Origin of the sequence: Streptomyces albus subsp. chlorinus (assembly GCF_013302895.1) — a bacterium.
Taxonomy (GTDB): domain Bacteria; phylum Actinomycetota; class Actinomycetes; order Streptomycetales; family Streptomycetaceae; genus Streptomyces; species Streptomyces chlorinus.
The window spans coordinates 2,603,342-2,619,033 of the sequence record NZ_VJOK01000001.1 but is presented as its reverse complement, the minus strand read 5'-3'; the positions used below and the strand labels follow the sequence as shown (position 1 = coordinate 2,619,033).

The window sequence follows — 15,692 nt, the reverse complement described above, 5'->3', positions numbered from 1 at the left end:
GGTGGGGGAGAGGTGGGTGGGGCCCGTCGCGGTGCGGGGGGTGCGGATCTCGCAGCCGTACGGCGTCAAGGGCGACTGGGCCGCGGGGCACCACACCGGGGTGGACCTGGCCGTCCCGGAGGGCACCCCGGTGCGCTCGGTGGGGCCGGGCACGGTGGTGTTCGCCGGCTGGTCCGGCGACTACGGGAAGACCGTCGTGATCCGGATGAGCGACGGCGCCCACACCCTCTACGCCCACCTGTCGCACCTCTCCGTCGCCGCGGACACCGCGGTCGGGGCCGGCACCTGGATCGGGGAGTCGGGCAACACCGGCCGCTCCACCGGCCCCCACCTGCACTTCGAGGTACGGGCCCAGCGCGAGTACGGCACCGACATCGACCCCGTCCGCTACCTCGCCGCGCACGGCGTCCAGCTGGAGTGACCGGGGACGGCGGGAGCGACGACTCAGTTGTTCCACTCAGATGGTCCCGACGACTCGGCAACGCAGCAGGACCGGAACATCCCAAGACCGGGGCGCCCGGGAGGCCACGGAAGACCCGGAAGACCTGAAAGATCTTGAAGACCCGGACAACCCGCATGAGGAGGGCACCGATGACGCGGCGCTTCCGACGGCTCGCCCGCACCCCGCTCCTGGTACCGGTGCTGGCCGCCCTCACCCTCGCGGCGGCGGCACCCTCGCCGCCCCAGTCCCAGGAGACCCGCCCCCTCGGACGGTTCCGGCTCAGCCTGCACGAGGGGCCGTCCCCGTCGGGCCGGGTGCTGGCGCGGGCGGTGCTCAACTGCTTCCCGTCCGACGGCAGCACCCACCCGCACCCGGCCCAGGCGTGCGAGGTCCTCTCCCGGGCGCGCGGCGACTTCGCCGCGCTGCGCCCCCACAACCGGCCCTGCCCGATGGTCTCGCGCCCGGTCACGGCCGTGGCCGAGGGGACCTGGCGCGGTGAGCCGCGCGGTTTCGCCCACACCTATGCGAACCGGTGCGCGGCCGAGACCGGGACGGCCCGTGTCTTCGCCCTCGCGCCCTCGCGGGGCAGGGGCGCCGGATGAGTGGGCGGGGCCGGGCGGGTCAGCCGCCGGGCCCGCGTACCGGCAGGGCGCGGTCCGGGCGGCACACGTCGCACACCCGGGCCTCCCCGGTGTCCGCGAGGAGCGCGACCGCCTCCCGCGAGGTGACGCGCCGCGTGAGCCATCCGTCGCGGGCCTGCCAGCAGTCGCGGCGGTGCACGCACCACCACGGACCCTCGCTCCCGACGCCGCGCACCCGTACGGCGACCCACTGGCGGCCCGCCACCGCGCCCGTGGTCGGGACCGCTGCGTAGCTCTCGCCGGGGAGGGGGGCGATGCTCTCGGCCGCGACGCTGATCGCGGTCGGGGCGCTGCCCGGCTCGGTGCGTCCGTCGGGGTGCTGGTAGCGGCTCGGCAGCACCGCCTCGCACTCGTACCACCAGCGCCCGTCGGGGGTGCGGGAGCGGCCGGTGACGATGACGTCCAGCTCCTGCCCGTCCGGCATACGGGCCCGTGCCCAGGGTCCCGCACGATCGCGCCACTCATTCACGTGCCGAATATTAGTTCGAATCCGGAAGAGGTAAGCCGTCCGGGTTCTTTCCGAGCGGGCGTTTTCGTGTTGTACCAAAAAGGGACACTTCGGCCGCCATCGTGGTGCTTCGTCCAACCAACCCTTGGAGGTTCACATGCGTATGCGTACGCTCGCGCGTTCCGTCGCCGTCGGCTTCGCCGTGCTCGGCCTGGCCGGTGCGGGCGCGGGTTCCGCCGCCGCCTGGCCGAAGGGGCACCCGTACAACTGGGTGCACACGTCGGTCGAGAAGCAGGTCAAGGTCGTCAACGTCTCCGACGACGACCGGATCATCAGCGACTCCGTGATCTTCGTGTTCGGCCCGATGCAGAACGACTGAGCCGAGCGCTCCGAAGTGGCAGGCGCCTAGCTCTGCCCGCCCGTCAGCACCGCGTTCCCGCCCCTGGGAGGGGCCGGGAACGCAGTGTTTTTCCGGCGCTCCCGCCGCCGCGGGGTCCCCGGCGGGGGAGCGCCGGGGCGCGGCAGGGCCCATGGGGCGCCGCGCACACACGATCGAGGCCCCACCGGCTGCGCCGGTGGGGCCTCGATGATGAGGGTGATCGACGGGACTTGAACCCGCGACATCCTGGACCACAACCAGGTGCTCTACCAACTGAGCTACGACCACCACGTCCGGTGCGGGGAGAGAAGATCTTTTCCCTGACCGGCCGCTACGAGTGTACAGGGTCCCAGGGCGTGCTCGCGCACGGGTTTTCGCCGCCGGCCGCCGCGGGCCGGGCCGGCTCAGCCCGCGGGCGGCAGCACGTGCCGGGCCGCGAGCTTCTTCGCCGTCTCCGAGTCGGGCCCGGGCTGGGGGACGAACACCGCCTCGCGGTAGTAGCGCAGTTCCGCGATCGACTCGCGGATGTCCGCCAGCGCGCGGTGGTTGCCGTTCTTCTCCGGGCTGTTGTAGTAGGCGCGCGGATACCAGCGGCGCGCCAGCTCCTTGACCGAGGAGACGTCCACGATGCGGTAGTGCAGGTGGCTCTCCAGCGCGGGCATGTCCCGGGCGAGGAAGCCCCGGTCGGTGCCGACGGAGTTGCCGCACAGCGGCGCCCTGCCCGCCTCGGGAACCCACTCGCGCAGATACGCGAGCACCTGCGCCTCCGCGTCGGCCAGGGTGGTGCCGCCCTCCAGCTCCGCCAGCAGGCCGGAGGTGGTGTGCATCTGGCGCACCACCTCCGGCATCGCCTCCAGTGCGGAGGCCGGCGGGCGGATCACGATGTCCACGCCGTCGCCGAGTACGTTCAGCTCCGAGTCGGTCACCAGCGCGGCCACCTCGATGAGCGCGTCATCGGACAGCGAGAGGCCGGTCATCTCGCAGTCGATCCACACCATGCGATCGTTCATGCGCTTCACACTACGTGACCCGCAGCGCTCAGCCCGCCCCCCGACCGCGCTGGCCCGGGACCCGCGGGGCGAACGCGTCCGAGACGGGTTTGCCCTGCTCGGCACGGTTCTCCCGGGCGTTCCGGTACTCCCTCAGCTCCTGTCTGGTCCCGCGCCCGGCCCCCTGGCCGCCGGGCGCCCCCGGCTCCTGACCCGGCTCGTGCCCCTGCCCGTTGCCCGTGCCGCCTCCTCCCGGAGGCCCGCCGTGTCCCACGCCGGGATGGCCCAGGGGGTGGTGGCCGGCACCGGGGTGGCCCGCGCCCGGGGCGTGGTGTCCCGGCTGGGCCTGCGAGGGCGGCTGGTGCGGTACGCGGTACGCGCCGTCGGAGCCCTCACCGCCGTTGCCGCCCGGGACACCCGCCGGACCGGCCGGCCCCGGGGAACCGCCAGGGCCGCCGCCCTGCTCCCCGTCCAGCCGCCGCGCCCGGTACGCGGCCCGGTACGCGGCCGGGGAGGCGCCGAGCTGGCGGCGGAAGTGGCCGCGCAGCGCGACGGGCGAACGGAAGCCGCACCGCCCCGCCACCTCGTCCACCGAGTAGTCCGACGTCTCCAGCAGACGCTGTGCCTGGAGTACGCGCTGGGTGATCAGCCACTGCAGTGGAGCGCTCCCAGTAAGAGACCGGAAGCGCCGGTCGAAGGTGCGGCGGCTCATGTACGCGCGCGCGGCGAGCGTCTCCACGTCGAACTGCTCGTGGAGGTGTTCCAGCGCCCAGGCGACGACCTCGGCGAGCGGGTCGGCGCCGATCTCCTCTGGTAAGGAGCGGTCCAGGTGACGGGGGTGGCCGCCCGTCTCCTGGCCGCTGCCGCGGCGGGGCGGGATGACCAGCCGCCGGGCCAGCGCCCCGGCCGCCTCCGCCCCGTGGTCGGTGCGCACCACGTGCAGGCACAGGTCGATGCCCGCCGCGGTGCCGGCCGAGGTGAGGATGTCGCCGTCGTCCACGAAGAGTTCGCGCGGATCGACGTGGACGGCCGGGTAGCGCTTGGCCAGCGTCGGCGCGTACATCCAGTGCGTGGTGGCCGGACGGCCGTCGAGCAGACCCGCGGCGGCGAGGACGAACGCGCCGGTGCACAGCCCGATGACCCGGGCTCCCTCCTCGTGCGCACGGCGCAGCGCGTCCAGCGCCGCCGGGGGTGGTGGCTGGGTGATGGAGCGCCAGGCGGGGACGACGACCGTCCCGGCACGGGAGATCGCCTCCAGCCCGTACGGCGCGCTCAGTTGGAGCCCACCGGTGGTGCGCAGCGGCCCGTCCTCGCCCGCGCAGACCAGCAGTCGGTAGCGCGGAACTCCGGCGTCCTGGCGGTCGATTCCGAAGACGGAGAGCGGGATGGAACTCTCGAAGATGGGACCACCGCTGAAGAGCAACACCGCCACGATCTCGCGCCGGCGGCGCGCGGCCAGCTTGCGGGTCTCAACTGGGCCGTTCGTGGAGTCCTGGCTCATTGGAACTAAGCCCCCCTCAATCGTTGTGTTCCTCTCGGTCCATGCAGATCTCCCCCGCTCTCCCCCGCAGCCAAAGCCAAGATCGAATCTACTGCGTCGGATGAGGTAGGCGGTGCAAGTTCGGCATCCGGCGCTATGTCGACATGGCAACTTGGCGTGAAGCATTCGATCACGAAGCGTTTCACTCAACGGCTCTGCAGGGAAGTACGCATGCCCTCTCTGCCCCGTCAACGTAGGGTGCACACCCGCGCGACGCTCCTTTCGCCGCTGGTGGCGGGGGGTGCGGGCGGGGGCGGCGCGGGGGTTGGGGAGCGGTTCCAAGTTGGCTGAAAAACGCGGGGTTCTGATGTGCGATCCGGTCACCCCGGGGCGTACGCCGGGGGCGCGGGAAACCGGGAGGGACGGGCGCCGCGCCTGGTCACCGCCCCGCGCACGGAGCACGAGACGGCGCGTGACCTCTTGTGACTCCGTGTGTGCCGGAGTGCGCCCGGAGGCGCGGTCCCGCACCATCGCAACGATTGCGTCAGGCCGTGCCCCGGGCGTCCTGGGCACCCCGCACCGCCCGTCTTCGCCATCCGCCGCGCGGCGGCCCCGGAAGCCCGGCCTCCGTACGGCCTGTGACCAGGGCGGCACACGGGGTGTGCGGGACGGCGGACCCGTGCGGCGCGGCTCCTGTTCCGGCCATGAGGACGCCGCGCGCCTGTCAAGGAGGCGCGTAAGGGGCGTAACGCGGCATTGCGCTGCGAGCCGCGCTCAGGCATGCTCCGGGGTCAACCGTCACGGCGGCCGTCCCTGCGTACCTGGGCAAGAGGGGAGTGCCGCCGTACCCTTTGGGTAAGGGACTTGGGAAGACGATTCCCGGTCTTCATCCAGCTACATCAGCCTTCATCGAGCAGGCCCACCGGCCCCGAGCAGATCGAGAGAGCGCCAGCCGTCCGTCGTCCCTCTGCACAGAGGACTCACTTCGCCGAGACAACTCATGGCAGGACACGAGATCCCTGACCCAGCAGACCGCAGGCAGATCGCCGACTCCGCGGCGATCCCCGAAGCGGCGGACGAGTCGCGTCACTCCTGCGACCCGGCCTTCCAGCACGGCGTCGTCGTCGGTTTCGACGGCTCGCTCTCCAGCGAGCGTGCGCTGGCCTACGCCATCGGCATGGCCCATCGCACCGGTTCCGGCCTGATCATCGTCCACGTCGCCAACCGGCTGCCGACCACCGTGTGGGCGGGATGCGAACCGCCCGTCTTCGTCGACGTGCCCGACCACCGCACCGAGGTCCTCGGGCTCGAACTCGCCTGCGCCGACCACCTCGCCGAGGTCCCCTGGATCCTCGTCGAGCGCGGCGGCGACATCTGCCACGAACTGGAGGAGGTCGGCAGCGAGTACGCGGCCGACGCCATCGTGGTGGGCTCGACCCACGGCCTGGTGGGACGGCTGTTCGGCTCGGTGGCCGGGCGGCTCGCGCGGCGGGCGCAGCGTCCGGTCGTCGTCGTCCCGTGACGCCCCGCGGCACTGCGCCGTGCCGGGGTCCGCGGCGGGGTCCGCGGCGGGGCGTGTGCCCCGCCGCGGGCGTCTCTCCCGGCCACCCGCGTCCTCTCCCAGCCACCCGCGTCGCCGCACCGGTGGCGACGAACGTCCGGTCTTCTGTGGTGTGGCGAACGTCCGGCCTCCCGTGGTGTGACGCGCCCGTGCCGGGTGCGGGGTGTCCTGGTGCCCGGGGGTGTGCGGGGGCGTTCGCGGCCGGGGCCGCGCGCTGCCGCGCCGCGTCCCGCCGCGCCGCCCGATTCCCGCGCGGTCCACGCTCCTTCACTTCAGGACATCGATAAATCTACCCACCCGTAGAGGTGGGTTGTGCGCTTGTGACGGGCATACAGACAACACACGGGTGACCGTGGCCTGAGGGCGCGCCGCCGAATGGGAGGTGACGGTCCCGCACGGTGGCCCACCCGCCGGCGTAATGGGCGACGCCGGCACAGGGGAGGCGGAATCCCGCGCGGTTGGTGGCCCGCGCGGGATTCCGCCCATTCCCTGCCCCGCCGTCGTCACTCCACGGTGACGGACTTGGCCAGGTTGCGCGGCTTGTCGATGTCCCGGCCCAGGGCCAGCGCCGTGTGGTAGGCCAGCAGCTGGAGCGGGATGCCCATCAGGATCGGGTCCAGCTCGTCCTCGTTCTTGGGGACGATGATCGTGTGGTCGGCCTTCTCCTGCTCCTGGTGCGCCACGGCCAGGATGCGGCCGCTGCGGGCCTTGATCTCCTCCATCGCCGCGCGGTTCTTCTCCAGCAGGTCGTCCTCCGGCACGATCGCGACCGTCGGCATCGCCGGCTCGATCAGCGCCAGCGGCCCGTGCTTCAGCTCGGAGGCCGGGTACGCCTCGGCATGGATGTAGGAGACCTCCTTGAGCTTGAGGGACGCCTCCAGTGCGACCGGGTAGCCGCGCACCCGGCCGATGAACAGCATCGAACGCGCGTCCGCGTAGCTCTGCGCCAGCTTCTCGATCTCCGGCTCCGCCTTGAGGATCTCGGCGATCTGGCCGGGCAGCCGGCGCAGCCCCTCGATGATGCGCTTGCCGTCCTTGACGGACAGGTCGCGGATGCGGCCCAGATGGAGGGCGAGCAGGGCGAAGGCCACCACGGTGTTGGTGAAGCACTTGGTGGAGACGACGCACACCTCCGGCCCGGCGTGCACGTACACCCCGCCGTCCGCCTCCCGCGCGATGGCCGAGCCCACCACGTTGATGACGCCCAGCACGCGGGCGCCCTTGCGCTTCAGCTCCTGCACGGCGGCCAGCGCGTCGTAGGTCTCACCCGACTGCGAGACGGCGATGTAGAGGGTGTCCGGGTCGACCACGGCGTTGCGGTACCGGAACTCGCTGGCCGGCTCCGCGTCGGCGGGGATACGGGCCAGCTCCTCGATCATCTGGGCGCCGATGAGACCCGCGTGGTACGAGGTGCCGCAGCCCAGGATCTTCACCCGGCGCACGGCACGCGCCTCGCGCGGGTCGAGATTGAGCCCGCCCAGGTGCACGGTCGCGAACCGGTCGTCGATGCGCCCGGCCAGCACCCGGTCCACCGCGTCGGCCTGCTCGGCGATCTCCTTGTGCATGTAGGTGTCGTGACCGCCCAGGTCGTACGACTCGGCGGCGAACTCCACCGTCTCGGGCGAGGAGGAGGTGCGGGAGCCCTCGGTGGTGTAGGTGCGGTAGTCCCCGGCCTTGATGGTGGCCATCTCGCCGTCGTCCAGGGTGACAACCTGACGGGTGTGGGAGACCAGCGCGGCGACGTCCGAGGCCACGAACATCTCGTTCTCGCCGATGCCCAGCACGACCGGCGAACCGTTGCGGGCCACCACGATGCGGTCGGGGAAGTCGGCGTGCAGCACGGCGATGCCGTAGGTGCCCTCGATGTGGCGCAGCGCCTCCTGGACGCGGGCCTCCAGCCGGTCCGACTGGGCGCGGGCGATCAGATGCGTGAGGACCTCGGTGTCCGTGTCGGAGGCGAAGACGACACCGTCGGCGGTCAGCTTGGCGCGCAGTTCGGCGGCGTTGTCGATGATGCCGTTGTGGACGACGGCGACCTTCTCGTCCGGGTCCAGGTGCGGGTGGGCGTTGACGTCGTTGGGGACGCCGTGGGTGGCCCAGCGGGTGTGGGCGATACCGGACGTGCCGGAGAACCGCTTGGGAACGCGCTCCTCCAGATCACGGACCCGGCCCTTGGTCTTGGCCGTCTTCAGGGCGCCCGGTTTGCCGCCCGTACCTCCCGTCTGGATGGCGATGCCCGCGGAGTCGTAGCCGCGGTACTCCAGCCGCTGGAGGCCCTCCAGAAGGAGCGGGGCGGTGTCACGCTTACCGATATATCCCACAATTCCGCACATAGTGCTGATGCCCTGCCTCTCTGTGGTGCTTCCGTCGTGCTGTATCGCTGTATCGCTGTGGTGCCGTGCCGCTGTGGTGCCGTGTCGCTGTGGTGCCGTGCCGCCGGGTGCGCCGGGTTCAGCCGTAGACGATGCGGCGGAGCTGTCTGAGGGACAGCTGGGGCGGCGCCACCGCGCGGTGCGGCAGCTCGGCCTCGATGCGTTCGAAGATCTCCGGGTTCGTCAGCCCCTTGGCCTGGAGCTCGCGGTGCCGGCGACGGACGAACTCGGGGGCCGTCTCGTCGAAGTACGACAGGACGTCCAGCACCACCCGGGCCGCCTCGCCGCGCTGGAGCGGCGTGGTGCGGACCAGATGGTCGATGAGGTCGTCGTGGACTGGCGTCGGGGCGTCGAGCACTCGTCGATACTGCGGTTTCCGCGCCGCGATCGCAAGAAATCTGCCCGATAGCGGGCACGGCGTGGCGAAAACGGGGCGGAGGGAGACGTGGGGAAGGGGGGAAGAGGGGTGGGGTGGGGGAGGGCAGGGGAAGCGGCGGGAAAGGGGAGAGGGGAGAGGGGGGTGCGAGGGGCGTGCTCGGGGGGCGGAAGTGGGCTCGTCGATGTCTTCCCAGCCCGCATCGGCGCCGTCATCATGACGAAGCGTCCTGGAAACCGGCTTTCGTTGAGAGTGCGCCACCCGGTGAACAACCGTTCGATCGCATCCTGAACGGCTCTCGGAGGGATCACTGAATGGGACGACGACTCGGACCGCTTCTTGTCCTGTGCGCCGCGCTCCTCGCCGCCACCGCGCTGCCCGCCGGGCCCGCCACCGCCACCGCCCGCGACCGGGCCGGCCAGGACCCGGCCGCCGCGCGCTCCCCACGACCACTCGACCAGGTGATACCGGCCCCCGCCTCCGTACGGGCGCACGGCAAGCCGTACACGCTCACTCCCAGGACGGTGATCCGCGTCAGCGGCGGAAGCGGCCACGGCGCGCGGCACCGGGTGCCCGAGGACATCCGGCGGGTGGCCGGACAACTGGCCGACCTGCTGCGGCCCGCCACCGGCTACCGGCTCCCCGTCACCACGCGGCCCGGCCGCGACGGCATCCACCTGCGGCTCGCGGCCGAGCGAGGTCTCGGCCGCGAGGGGTACCGGCTCCAGGTGAGCGAACGCGCCGCCGTCCTCACCGCCGGGGAGGCCGCCGGCCTCTTCCACGGCGTCCAGACGCTGCGCCAGCTGCTGCCCGCCGCCATCGAGGCCCGCACCCCGCAACCCGGCCCCTGGCGGATCGCCGGCGGAACCCTCACAGACCGGCCGCGCTACGCCTACCGGGGCGCGATGCTGGATGTGGCCCGCCACTTCTTCCCCGTCGACGCGGTGAAGCGCTACATCGACCAGCTCGCCCTCTACAAGATCAACACCCTGCACCTCCACCTCTCCGACGACCAGGGCTGGCGCATCGCCGTCGACTCCTGGCCACGGCTGGCCACCCACGGCGGCAGCACCCAGGTCGGCGGCGGCCCCGGCGGCCACTACACCAAGGACGACTACCGGGAGATCGTCCGCTACGCCGCCGCCCGGCACCTGACCGTGGTGCCGGAGATCGACATGCCCGGCCACACCAACGCCGCCCTCGCCTCCTACGCCGAACTCAACTGCGACGGCAAGGCGCCACCCCTCTACACCGGCACCGAGGTCGGCTTCAGCTCCCTGTGCGTACCGCTGGAGCGGACGTACGACTTCGTCGACGACGTGATCCGCGAACTCGCGGCCCTCACCCCCGGCCCCTACCTCCACATCGGCGGCGACGAGGCCCACTCCACCAGCCACGACGACTACGTCGCCTTTATGAAGCGCGTCCAGCCCGTCGTCGCCGAGTACGGCAAGACGGCGATCGGCTGGCACCAGATCACGGCCGCGCCGCGCCGGGGCACCATCGCCCAGTACTGGGGCTACGACCGGACCGGCGCCGAGGAGAGGGCCCAGGTGGCCGCCGCCGCCAGAAACGGCACCAAACTGGTGCTCTCACCCGCCGACCGCTCCTACCTCGACATGAAATACGACAAGGACACACCGCTGGGCCTCTCCTGGGCCGGCTATGTGTCCACCCAGCGCTCCTACGACTGGAACCCGGCGACCTATCTGGAAGGGGTGCCCGAGGAAGCCGTGCTCGGCGTCGAGGCCCCGCTGTGGACCGAGACCCTCGCCACCAGCGCCCAGCTCCAGTACATGGCGCTCCCTCGGCTGCCCGGTATCGCCGAGCTGGGCTGGTCGCCGGCCGCCACCCACGACTGGGACCGCTACCGCCACCGGCTGGCCCAACAGGCCCCCCGCTGGGACGCACTGGGCCTCGACTACTACCGCTCCCCCCAGGTCCCCTGGCCGCGCTGATGTCCGGCTGAGAGGGTGACTGGCCAGTGGCGGTTGGCCGGGCTGGCGGTTGGCTGGGCTGCCGGTTGGCCGGGCTGATGGCTGGCTGGGCTGGTGGCTGGCGGGGTTAGCAGTTGGCTGGGCTGAGGGTTGGCTGGGCTGGCGGTTGGTCGTGCTGGCGGTTGGTCGGGTTCGCGCGTGGTCGCGCTGGTGTCTGGCTGGGTTGGCGTCTGGCTGAGGTGGTGGCTGGCCGGGCTGGTGCTGCTGAGGTGGCGTCGGGCCGGGGTGATGGTTGGTCGCGCCGGCGTCTGGCCGGGCTGGCGGTTGGCTGGGTCAGCGGTTGGCCGGGGTGAGGGGTGGAGGGGCTGGCGCGTGGTCGCGCATACGCCAGACCGCGCCGACGTCTGGCCGGGCTGATACCCGGCCGAGTTGGCGGGCCGGCACGGCGTGACTCATCCCGTCGGCGGGCGGGTTCCGCTCTGCCCGGACCGACCGGCGGGCACCCCAGGAGGGCGAGCCGGGCCGATCGGCCGGCCCCCCGGGAGGGCGAGTGCTTTCGGCGGGGCCGGCCGGTTCCGCCGGGTCAGCGTGGGGTGCCCACCCCCAACTCGCGGGCCACCAGCATGCGCTGGACCTCGCTCGTGCCCTCGCCGATCTCCAGGATCTTCGCGTCGCGCCACATGCGGGCCACCGGGTACTCGTTCATGAAGCCGTAGCCGCCGTGCACCTGGGTGGCCTCGCGGGCGTTGGTGACGGCGACCTCGGAGGAGTACAGCTTGGCGAGTGCGGCCTGCTTCTTGAACGGTTCGCCGGCCACCAGCCGGGCGGCCGCGTCGCGCCAGGTGACGCGTGCGGTGTGGGCGCGCATCTCCATGTCGGCGATCTTGAACTGGATCGCCTGGTTGGCGCCGATCGGCTTGCCGAAGGCGGTACGGGTGTTGGCGTAGCGCACCGACTCGTCCACACAGCCCTGGGCGAGCCCGGTGGCCAGCGCGGAGATCGCGATCCGGCCCTCGTCCAGGATCCGCAGGAACTGGGCGTAGCCGCGGCCCTCCTCGCCCAGCAGATTGGCCCGGGGCACCCGGACGTCGGTGAAGGACAGCTCGTGCGTGTCCGAGGCGTTCCAGCCGACCTTGGAGTAGGCGGGCGCCACCGTGAAGCCGGGGGTGCCGGAGGGGACGATGATCGTGGAGATGCGCGGCGCCCCGTCGTCCTTGCGCCCCGTGACGGCGGTGACCGTGACCAGGCCCGTTATCGCGGTACCGGAGTTGGTGATGAACGACTTGGTGCCGTTGATCACCCACTCGTCCGCGTCCTCGTCGAGCACGGCGGTGGTGCGGGTGCCGCCCGCGTCCGAACCGCACTCCGGCTCCGTCAGCCCGAAGGCGCCCAGGATCTCGCCAGCGCACAGCTTCGGCAGCCAGGTGCGCTTCTGCTCCTCGGTGCCGAACAGATAGACGGGCATCGCCCCCAGGGAGACGCCCGCCTCCAGCGTGATGGCGACGGACGAGTCGACCCGGGCCAGCTCCTCCAGGGCGAGGCAGAGCGCGAGGTAGTCGCCCCCCATGCCGCCGTACTCCTCGGGGAAGGGCAGGCCGAACAGGCCCATGGTTCCCATCTGCCGGACGATCTCGTAGGGGAACTCGTGCCGCTCGTAGAACTCGCCGATCTTCGGGGCCACCACGTCGTGGGCGAACTCCTCTACGGTGCGGCGCAGTTCCTCGTGCTCGGGCGTCAGACGGTGGTCGAGAGCCATGTCACTGCTCCTTGGGGTCCGGGGAGTCCGCGGAATCCCGGGTCTCCTGGTGGGAGGGGGCGGGGCACGGGCCGGTGAGGGCGCGAACCGTGCGGGAGGGGCTGGGGCGGCCCAGGCGTTCGGCCATCCAGACGCTTGTGGCGCTGAGCTGGTCGAGGTCGACACCCGTCTCGATGCCGAGGCCGTGCAGCATCCAGACCAGGTCCTCGGTGGCGAGGTTCCCGGTGGCGCTCTTGGCGTACGGGCAGCCGCCCAGCCCGCCGGCCGAGGCGTCCACGGTCGTGACGCCGTGCTGGAGCGCGGCCAGGGTGTTGGAGAGGGCCTGGCCGTAGGTGTCGTGGAAGTGGACGGCCAGCCGTGGCGACTCTCCGCCCAGGCCCGCTTCACCGAGCGCCGTGAGGAGGGCGCGCACATGGCCCGGCGTGGCGACGCCGATGGTGTCGCCCAGGCTCAGCTCGTCGCAGCCCATCCGCGCCAGCGCCCGGCACACCCGCACCACCTGGGTGACGGGCACCGGTCCCTCCCAGGGGTCGCCGAAGCACATCGACAGATAGCCGCGCACCGCCAGCCCCTCCCGCTTGGCCCGGGAGACCACCGGCTCGAACATCTCCAGCGCGCCGTCCACCGTGCGGTTGAGGTTGGCCTTGGCGAACGACTCGGTCGCACTGGCGAACACCGCGACCTCGCGCGCCCCCAGCGCCAGCGCCCGCTCCAGGCCCCGCGCGTTGGGCACCAGCACCGGCAGCCGCACCCCGTCCAGCTCCTGTCCGGTCAGCCGGGGATACAGCTCTTCGGCGTCCGCGAGCTGTGGCACCCACTTGGGGTGCACGAAGCTGGTGGCCTCGATGGTCCGCAGCCCGGCGGCGGCCAGCCGCCGGATGAACTCGGCCTTCACCGCGACGGGGACGACCGTCTTCTCGTTCTGCAGCCCGTCCCTGGGGCCGACCTCGTGGATCCGCACCCGCGCGGGCAGGCCCTCCAGGGGGAGGACCATGGGAAGTCCCGGGGTCCTGTCGGTGTCCGTCATCCCGCCGCCTCCATCGCACTGTCCGAGCCCGTCGCGCCGGCCGGGCCCGTCGCGCCGGCCGGGCCGGGCTCGCCGTCCTCGTACGGGTCGACCACGGCCAGCACCTGGTCCATGGCGACGGTGCTGCCCGCCGTCACATCGAGTGCCGTCACCCGGCCGGCGTGCGGGGCCGTGATGACGTGCTCCATCTTCATGGCCTCCACCACCAGCAGGCTCTGTCCGGCCGCCACCTCGTCGCCCACCGCGGCCTTGACCAGCGTCACGGTGCCGGGCATGGGCGCGGTCAGCGCGTCGGCGCCCTGGCCGGCCCCGGCCCGCTGGAGGGCCGCCGCCACCGGGTCGTGCCCGCGCACCTGCCAGGCCTCGCCGTCCCTGCCCAGCCACACGCCCGGCACGTCGCCGTCCAGGCTCAGGGCCCGGGTGAAGGTCCGGCTCATGCCGTCCCAGTCGAGGCGGACGGTGGTCTCTCCGCCCGCGCCCCCCGGCCGGCCGTCGGCAGCCGGCCCCGGCGCCAGGCGGGCGCGGACCGGGGGAGCCCCGTCGACACTGACCTCCATCTCGCCAGGTGCCACCGGCACTTCGGGGCGCCTGCCGTCGGGGGCGGCCGGCCGGACGCGGACCGCCACCGGGTCGTGGCCCGGCACCCGCAGATGGTGCACCGTCCACGCCCGCCCGCCGCCGAGCCGCCAGCCGGACGGCTCGGAGAACGGGCTCACCCAGCCCCGCGCCTCCCCGGCGGGCGAGGAGGGGTCCGGGCTGCCCGGGGCGAGCGCGGCCTGACGCAGCAGTGCGGCGGCGCCGTACACCTCGTCGGGCACGCCGTCCGGCAGCAGCGCGGGCGCCGCCCGGTCCACCAGGCCGGTGTCCAGATCGCCGGAGACCACCTCCGGATGGGCGAGGAGCCCGCGCAGGAAAGCGGTGTTGGTGTCGACGCCCAGTACCGTCGTCCGGGCGAGGGCCGCCCGTAGTCCGCGCAGGGCCGCCGGCCGGTCCGGGCCCCAGGCGATGACCTTGGCGAGCATCGGGTCGTACGTCGTGCCCACCTCCGTGCCGGGGGTGAGCCCGGAGTCGGTGCGGACACCCTCGCCGTGCGGCTCCTCCAGCAGCAGCACCCGCCCGGCCGAGGGCAGGAAGTCCACCCGGTCCCCGGAGGGCGCCAGGCGCGCGGTCTCCGCGCAGATCCGGGCCTCCATCGCGTGTCCGTTCAGCTGGATATCCTCCTGTGCGAAGGGCAGCGGCTCCCCGGCGGCCACGCGCAGCTGCCACTCCACCAGGTCGAGCCCGCAGATCAGCTCGGTGACGGGGTGCTCCACCTGGAGGCGGGTGTTCATCTCCATGAAGTAGTACGACCCCAGGCCGTCGCCCGGCACGATGAACTCGACCGTGCCCGCGCCCCGGTAGCCGCACGAGCGGGCCGCGTCCGCCGCCGCCTCGCCCATCGCGGCGCGGGTCGCCGCGTCCAGCAGCGGGCTGGGCGCCTCCTCGACGATCTTCTGGTGACGGCGCTGGAGGGAGCACTCGCGCTCCCCGAGGTGCAGCACCCGGCCGTGGCCGTCCGCCAGCACCTGGATCTCGATGTGCCGGGGGCGGTCGATCCACCGCTCCACCAGCAGCCCGTCGTCCCCGAACGCGCCCCGGGCCTCGCGGCGCGCCGCAGCGATCTCGTCGGGCAGCGTCGCCTCGTCCCGCACCAGCCGCATGCCCTTGCCGCCGCCGCCCGCCGACGGCTTGAGCAGCACCGGGAGCCCCGTCTCGCGGGCGGCCTCGGCCAGTTCGCCGTCGGACAGCCCGCTGCCCGAGGAGCCCGGAACCACCGGGACGCCCGCCGCGCGCACCGTCTCCTTGGCGCGGATCTTGTCGCCCATCAGCTCGATGGCCTCGGCGGGCGGGCCGACGAAGACCAGGCCCGCCGCCGCGCAGCGCCGGGCGAACTCCGCGTTCTCCGCGAGGAAGCCGTAGCCCGGGTGGACGGCCTGGGCGCCGCTGCGGTGCGCCGCCTCCAGCAGCCGGTCGATGTCCAGATAGCTCCGGGCCGCCGCCGCGGGACCGATCCGCACCGCGGTGTCGGCCTCGCGCACATGGCGGGCGTCGGCGTCCGCGTCGCTGTAGACCGCGACCGCGCGCACCCCCAGCCCGCGCAGCGTACGGATCACCCGCACCGCGATCTCGCCGCGGTTGGCCACCAGCACCGTGTCGAACATCGACCCTCTCCTCGCGCTCGCGCCGCCCCCGGACCGCTCCGCAGGGGCCGCCGCCCTCGTCCCCTCGCCCGGGCCTCCCGTCA

Annotated in this window: 13 protein-coding genes and 1 tRNA gene; 5 read left to right on the top strand and 9 right to left on the bottom strand. The window is 72.9% G+C overall.

Annotation, left to right across the window (positions count from 1 at the left end; translation table 11 throughout):
• Together FM076_RS11755 and FM076_RS11750 are read left to right on the top strand one after the other, a co-directional pair.
• Nucleotides 1–421 (top strand): M23 family metallopeptidase (locus tag FM076_RS11755; protein ID WP_173870090.1); only part of this gene is annotated, 421 nt, incomplete at its 5' end.
• 170 nt (nt 422–591) lie between these two features.
• The gene (locus FM076_RS11750; protein ID WP_173870088.1) at nt 592–1,044 is read left to right on the top strand and encodes an SSI family serine proteinase inhibitor; all 453 of its coding nucleotides are present in this window, start codon (nt 592–594) and stop codon (nt 1,042–1,044) included.
• A gap of 19 nt (nt 1,045–1,063) precedes the next feature.
• Here FM076_RS11750 and FM076_RS11745 read toward each other — a convergent pair whose 3' ends face one another.
• Nucleotides 1,064–1,552: a DUF6233 domain-containing protein gene (locus tag FM076_RS11745; RefSeq protein ID WP_345944958.1), complete on the bottom strand. Its 489-nt coding sequence runs from the start codon at nt 1,550–1,552 to the stop codon at nt 1,064–1,066.
• A 136-nt stretch (nt 1,553–1,688) separates the two neighbouring features.
• Between FM076_RS11745 and FM076_RS11740 the strand changes: the two genes are divergently transcribed.
• Nucleotides 1,689–1,910: a hypothetical protein gene (locus FM076_RS11740; protein WP_173870087.1), complete on the top strand. Its 222-nt coding sequence runs from the start codon at nt 1,689–1,691 to the stop codon at nt 1,908–1,910.
• 215 nt (nt 1,911–2,125) lie between these two features.
• Here the strand turns inward: FM076_RS11740 and FM076_RS11735 are convergent.
• The 3 genes from FM076_RS11735 to FM076_RS11725 all read right to left on the bottom strand — a co-directional run bounded on the left by FM076_RS11735 (nt 2,126) and on the right by FM076_RS11725 (nt 4,400).
• Nucleotides 2,126–2,198: transfer RNA gene (locus FM076_RS11735), tRNA-His, on the bottom strand.
• Nucleotides 2,199–2,314: 116 nt separating this feature from the next.
• Nucleotides 2,315–2,920, bottom strand: coding sequence for an oligoribonuclease (gene orn / locus FM076_RS11730; protein WP_173870085.1), 606 nt, complete (start codon nt 2,918–2,920; stop codon nt 2,315–2,317).
• A gap of 28 nt (nt 2,921–2,948) precedes the next feature.
• Complete coding sequence (locus tag FM076_RS11725) at nt 2,949–4,400, bottom strand: helix-turn-helix domain-containing protein (RefSeq protein WP_173870083.1); 1,452 nt, start codon at nt 4,398–4,400, stop codon at nt 2,949–2,951.
• Nucleotides 4,401–5,379: 979 nt separating this feature from the next.
• Between FM076_RS11725 and FM076_RS11720 the strand changes: the two genes are divergently transcribed.
• Nucleotides 5,380–5,901: a universal stress protein gene (locus tag FM076_RS11720; RefSeq protein WP_173870081.1), complete on the top strand. Its 522-nt coding sequence runs from the start codon at nt 5,380–5,382 to the stop codon at nt 5,899–5,901.
• Between the two features lie 542 nt (nt 5,902–6,443).
• Here FM076_RS11720 and glmS read toward each other — a convergent pair.
• Nucleotides 6,444–8,273, bottom strand: a complete 1,830-nt coding sequence (glmS, locus tag FM076_RS11715; protein ID WP_173870079.1) for a glutamine--fructose-6-phosphate transaminase (isomerizing) — start codon at nt 8,271–8,273, stop codon at nt 6,444–6,446.
• Between the two features lie 118 nt (nt 8,274–8,391).
• The gene (locus FM076_RS11710; protein WP_173870077.1) at nt 8,392–8,670 is read right to left on the bottom strand and encodes a hypothetical protein; all 279 of its coding nucleotides are present in this window, start codon (nt 8,668–8,670) and stop codon (nt 8,392–8,394) included.
• 332 nt (nt 8,671–9,002) lie between these two features.
• On the opposite strand from FM076_RS11710, the gene FM076_RS11705 reads away from it, so the two are divergent.
• On the top strand, nt 9,003–10,646 hold the full coding sequence (locus tag FM076_RS11705; RefSeq protein ID WP_173870075.1) for a beta-N-acetylhexosaminidase: 1,644 nt from the start codon (nt 9,003–9,005) through the stop codon (nt 10,644–10,646).
• Nucleotides 10,647–11,208: 562 nt separating this feature from the next.
• Here the strand turns inward: FM076_RS11705 and FM076_RS11700 are convergent.
• Genes FM076_RS11700 through FM076_RS11690 form a run of 3 tightly spaced genes read right to left on the bottom strand, consistent with a single transcriptional unit; the run spans nt 11,209 to nt 15,609 of the window.
• Nucleotides 11,209–12,381 (bottom strand): acyl-CoA dehydrogenase family protein, encoded by a 1,173-nt coding sequence (locus FM076_RS11700; RefSeq protein WP_173870073.1) that lies wholly within the window; start codon nt 12,379–12,381, stop codon nt 11,209–11,211.
• Nucleotide 12,382: 1 nt separating this feature from the next.
• Nucleotides 12,383–13,408 (bottom strand): hydroxymethylglutaryl-CoA lyase, encoded by a 1,026-nt coding sequence (locus tag FM076_RS11695; protein WP_173870071.1) that lies wholly within the window; start codon nt 13,406–13,408, stop codon nt 12,383–12,385.
• Nucleotides 13,405–15,609, bottom strand: coding sequence for a biotin carboxylase N-terminal domain-containing protein (locus tag FM076_RS11690; protein WP_173870069.1), 2,205 nt, complete (start codon nt 15,607–15,609; stop codon nt 13,405–13,407). Before FM076_RS11690 ends, FM076_RS11695 begins: the two co-directional genes overlap by 4 nt.
• Nucleotides 15,610–15,692 lie beyond the last annotated feature (83 nt).

Bases quoted from the DNA above. Each gene is read 5' to 3' on its own strand.
- FM076_RS11750 (WP_173870088.1), top strand. From the start codon at position 592: ATGACGCGGCGCTTCCGACGGCTCGCCCGCACCCCGCTCCTGGTACCG.
- FM076_RS11740 (WP_173870087.1), top strand. From the start codon at position 1,689: ATGCGTATGCGTACGCTCGCGCGTTCCGTCGCCGTCGGCTTCGCCGTG.
- orn (WP_173870085.1), bottom strand. From the start codon at position 2,920: ATGAACGATCGCATGGTGTGGATCGACTGCGAGATGACCGGCCTCTCG.
- FM076_RS11725 (WP_173870083.1), bottom strand. From the start codon at position 4,400: ATGAGCCAGGACTCCACGAACGGCCCAGTTGAGACCCGCAAGCTGGCC.
- FM076_RS11720 (WP_173870081.1), top strand. From the start codon at position 5,380: ATGGCAGGACACGAGATCCCTGACCCAGCAGACCGCAGGCAGATCGCC.
- glmS (WP_173870079.1), bottom strand. From the start codon at position 8,273: ATGTGCGGAATTGTGGGATATATCGGTAAGCGTGACACCGCCCCGCTC.
- FM076_RS11705 (WP_173870075.1), top strand. From the start codon at position 9,003: ATGGGACGACGACTCGGACCGCTTCTTGTCCTGTGCGCCGCGCTCCTC.
- FM076_RS11700 (WP_173870073.1), bottom strand. From the start codon at position 12,381: ATGGCTCTCGACCACCGTCTGACGCCCGAGCACGAGGAACTGCGCCGC.
- FM076_RS11695 (WP_173870071.1), bottom strand. From the start codon at position 13,408: ATGACGGACACCGACAGGACCCCGGGACTTCCCATGGTCCTCCCCCTG.
- FM076_RS11690 (WP_173870069.1), bottom strand. From the start codon at position 15,609: ATGTTCGACACGGTGCTGGTGGCCAACCGCGGCGAGATCGCGGTGCGG.